The following is a 3834-nucleotide window of genomic DNA, read 5'->3' on the forward strand; positions in this document are numbered from 1 at the left end:
AAAACCCGCAGCTAACACTGCGGGTTTTTTGTTTTTACGGCGATAGCAACACCTGAATCCATGCGCTTATACCGTCACAGATTCTCAGAAGTGACCGCTCTTGAGCATCCATGCTCTCGCGGCATTATTACATCCATGTACGTCAAACGCCACTGCGCCGAATTGAGAGTGTGTGGGTAGGTTGCTCTTTATGTGAGAGTAGGTCATCGCTAAGCTTCTATTAAGAGAAACCCGCAGCTAACGCTGCGGGTTTTTTGCGTTTGTGGCAAAAATATTATCTTATACTCTTGGGATACGACTAATCTTAGCTAAGCTTATTGTCTAGCTTAATATCGTGATAGTATTGGCGTTATTATTGTCGTGTTTATCTTTTCCTTATTATGAAGGTTTCCAATCACCAATCCTTATCCTGCTTTAATACCCTTGCGATAAACGCCATAGCACCAAAAATTATAGAGTTGGAATCGATATCTGACTTGTCATTAGTTGATGACATTGATCTCAAAAGCGCCTATGTATTAGGTGAAGGAAGTAATACGCTTTTTGTCGATACTCAAACGCCAGTTATTATTAAGCCTGCTTTTACCGGAATTGAGCTGAACGAGCATGAAGAGTATACCGAGCTAGAGGTTAAAGCTGGTGAAAATTGGCATCAACTGGTGTTAACTACTATTGATAAAGGCCTTGGCGGTTTAGAAAACCTAGCCCTTATTCCAGGCAGTGTTGGCGCGGCACCGGTGCAAAACATAGGTGCTTATGGCGTCGAGTTTTCTGATTTTTGTCGTTACGTAAAGTGGTTTGATTTTACCACTAAGCAAGTTGTCAAAATATCTAACCGTGATTGCCAATTTGGCTATCGCGATAGTATCTTCAAACGATCACTCAAAGACAAAGGATTAATAGTGTCGGTTGGTTTGATCTTATCCAAGCGATGGCAGCCGAAGCTTACATATGCTGGTTTGGATGATTTAGACAAAACATCAAGCGCAAAGACCATTATGGATAGAGTCATTGAAATTAGGAGCGCAAAGTTACCTAATCCTAATCACTTAGCGAATGCGGGCAGTTTTTTCAAGAATCCCGTTGTTGACTCTTCGGTGCTTAGTGAGCTCGAACGTAAATACGATAATGTGCCAAACTACCCAATATCCGATACTGAAGTGAAGCTTGCTGCCGCTTGGCTCATCGACAAATCCGGGTTAAAAGGATATCGCTTAGGCGACGCAGCCACCCACGAAAAACAAGCATTAGTGATAGTTAACCACGGCAATGCCAGTGGTAAAGACATTGTCGACTTAGCGAGTTATATCAAAACTACTGTTTTTCAGCATTTTGGTGTCATGCTAGAACACGAAGTACGTTTTATTGCCAAAGATGGTGAAACTTCGTTAGTACAACTTGAGCGAGAGCAAACTAATGACTAAAACGTCGAATCAGCCGAGAGATAATGGTATTAATCAGACCAAGCAATTATTGATTAACGCACTTGCATCAGGTGATTTTGTCTCAGGTCAGCAAATGGCTGAACAATGCCAGTTGTCTCGATCGGCAATTGCTAAGCATATTAACTCGCTGGCAGAAGTGGGGTTAGATATTTATCGCGTATCTGGTAAAGGTTATAAACTGTCAACACCTTTAGATTTACTCAATCGAGATAAAATCAACCAATACTTGCCCGATAGCCGCCAACATTCAGTTGACGTACATACCATTATTGAATCTACCAATGATTATTTACTGGGACAGGTTAGACAGCAGATAACACCTAATCAAGTTTGTTTGGCGGAGTATCAAAGTGCAGGTCGCGGTCGCCGAGGTCGGCAGTGGATCTCACCATTTGCCAGTAATATTTATTTGTCTATGTATTGGCATTTGGAACAAGGAATGTCAGAAGCTATGGGACTCAATATTGTCTCTGCGTTAGCAATAAGCGATGCAATTAATGAGTTGTATCAGCTTGATGTGCAATTAAAATGGCCAAACGATGTCTATATCAATGGAAAAAAATTAGCGGGTATCTTGATTGATTTAGAAGGGCAGCCATTAGAAGACTGTCACTGTGTTATTGGTATCGGTGTTAATGTCGCTATGCCCGAAAGCCAAGCGCAGCAAATTGATCAACCTTGGGCTGATCTAAGCAGCAGCGTTGCGAGTAACATTAATCGTAACCAACTCGCCGCAACCTTGATCAAGCGCTTATCTACTAGGTTGCAGCAACACAAAGAGCAAGGCCTAGAAACTATGCTTGAGGCTTGGCATCAAAGAGATATGTATTTAGATCAAGAAGTGAAAATTATTACAGGTAGTAAAGAAACAATAGGCATTAGCCGAGGGATTAATCAGCAAGGTGCGTTACTTTTACTTCAAGGTCAAAAAGTCACACCTATTTACGGTGGTGAGGTGAGTTTACGAGGACTAAATGCAACTGCTAATTGATATTGGAAACACGCGAACCAAATATATCTATTTACATGACTTAAATCGCATAGCTGTGTCTAGCGTTGATAATACCGAGCTTAGTTATAATTCACTTGAATCTCTTTTTGCGCAAGCAACTGACATTGTTTTTGCCAGTGTTCAACAAGAGTTAGCTAAGTTACTTATTATGTGGGCACGAGAGCAGAAAATTAACTGCTTACAAGTTGAAACACAGCGTAACGCATTTAACGTTAACTGTGGTTATCCAAAGCCAGAGCAACTTGGTATTGATCGTTGGTTAGCGATTATTGGTGCTGCAACCTTATATCCACAGCAAAATGTGTTAATCGTCGATAGCGGCACGGCCACCACCTATGATTTGCTCGATAATACCGGCCAACACCAAGGGGGTTGGATTGTTCCCGGTATTGAATTAATGCGTGATAGCTTGAATCGACAAACCAGCCGAATAAACATCAGTGCGCAAATGCCAACTGATCAGTCATTTGGCAGAGATACTCAAAGTAACGTTAACCAAGGTTGTTGGTCATTAACCTATGGCGGCATCGCCTTTGCCATCGACCAAGCGCGACAATTGGGGATGAACTTAGATAAAATTGTCCTTACAGGTGGTAATGCAGAGGTGCTGTTAGGGTTCGCCAATAACGATTATCTCATCGAAAAACAGCTTGTTTTTGTTGGTTTAGCGCGTTTTTTTAATCACTCATGAGTAAAAAAACAGCAAACAAGTTAAAACGCCAGTTTTTTTTGTTTTTGTGCTTGCATGCAAGAAAACATTACTCTAGAATTCGCACCACTTAATGTAGTGCCGACTTAGCTCAGTTGGTAGAGCAACTGACTTGTAATCAGTAGGTCGCCAGTTCGACTCCGGCAGTCGGCACCATTAATACTCTACTAAGAGTAAAAAAATATTGGAGGGGTTCCCGAGTGGCCAAAGGGATCAGACTGTAAATCTGACGGCTCCGCCTTCGGTGGTTCGAATCCACCTCCCTCCACCATTTTTTATGCAGAGATAGTCTGATAGAAACGCGGACGTCGTATAGTGGTAATACCTTAGCCTTCCAAGCTAAAGCTGCGGGTTCGATTCCCGCCGTCCGCTCCATCTTTGTATCTTAGTGCTGATATAGCTCAGTTGGTAGAGCGCACCCTTGGTAAGGGTGAGGTCGGCAGTTCAAATCTGCCTATCAGCACCAGTTCCTAGACCCTTCTATCCTTTCTTATCTTCTTTATTTTATTTTTAATTTTATTTTCCCTTGAGGTATATAAAGTGGCTAAAGAAAAATTTGAACGTTCGAAACCGCACGTAAACGTTGGTACTATCGGACACGTTGACCACGGTAAAACAACGTTAACTGCTGCTATCTCTGCAGTATTAACTAAAACTTTCGGTGGTGA

The 3834-nt window shown here is 41.9% G+C and carries 4 protein-coding genes and 4 tRNA genes; all 8 read left to right on the forward strand.

Annotated elements, in window-relative coordinates; translation table 11 throughout:
- Positions 1 to 380: 380 nt before the first annotated feature.
- Positions 381 to 1424, forward strand: coding sequence for a UDP-N-acetylmuramate dehydrogenase (murB, locus tag J7384_RS19055; RefSeq protein ID WP_209116129.1), 1044 nt, complete (start codon positions 381 to 383; stop codon positions 1422 to 1424).
- Positions 1417 to 2436, forward strand: coding sequence for a bifunctional biotin--[acetyl-CoA-carboxylase] ligase/biotin operon repressor BirA (birA, locus tag J7384_RS19060; protein ID WP_209116130.1), 1020 nt, complete (start codon positions 1417 to 1419; stop codon positions 2434 to 2436). The genes murB and birA overlap by 8 nt, the downstream gene beginning before the upstream one ends.
- The gene (locus J7384_RS19065; RefSeq protein ID WP_209116131.1) at positions 2420 to 3148 is read left to right on the forward strand and encodes a type III pantothenate kinase; all 729 of its coding nucleotides are present in this window, start codon (positions 2420 to 2422) and stop codon (positions 3146 to 3148) included. The genes birA and J7384_RS19065 overlap by 17 nt, the downstream gene beginning before the upstream one ends.
- Before the next feature lie 98 nt (positions 3149 to 3246).
- Positions 3247 to 3322: transfer RNA gene (locus J7384_RS19070), tRNA-Thr, on the forward strand.
- 30 nt (positions 3323 to 3352) lie between these two features.
- Positions 3353 to 3437 (forward strand) — tRNA-Tyr (locus tag J7384_RS19075).
- A gap of 30 nt (positions 3438 to 3467) precedes the next feature.
- A tRNA-Gly gene (locus tag J7384_RS19080) sits at positions 3468 to 3541 on the forward strand.
- Positions 3542 to 3556: 15 nt separating this feature from the next.
- Positions 3557 to 3632: transfer RNA gene (locus J7384_RS19085), tRNA-Thr, on the forward strand.
- A gap of 74 nt (positions 3633 to 3706) precedes the next feature.
- A partial coding sequence (locus J7384_RS19090) for a GTP-binding protein (protein ID WP_348523890.1) occupies positions 3707 to 3834 on the forward strand: 128 nt, incomplete at its 3' end.

It is taken from the genome of Endozoicomonas sp. G2_1 (genome assembly GCF_017744155.1).
GTDB lineage: Bacteria > Pseudomonadota > Gammaproteobacteria > Enterobacterales > Alteromonadaceae > JAGHQT01.

Excerpts from the sequence above, each read along its gene's own strand:
- birA (WP_209116130.1), top strand. The coding sequence starts at position 1,417 with ATGACTAAAACGTCGAATCAGCCGAGAGATAATGGTATTAATCAGACC.
- J7384_RS19065 (WP_209116131.1), top strand. The coding sequence starts at position 2,420 with ATGCAACTGCTAATTGATATTGGAAACACGCGAACCAAATATATCTAT.
- murB (WP_209116129.1), top strand. The coding sequence starts at position 381 with ATGAAGGTTTCCAATCACCAATCCTTATCCTGCTTTAATACCCTTGCG.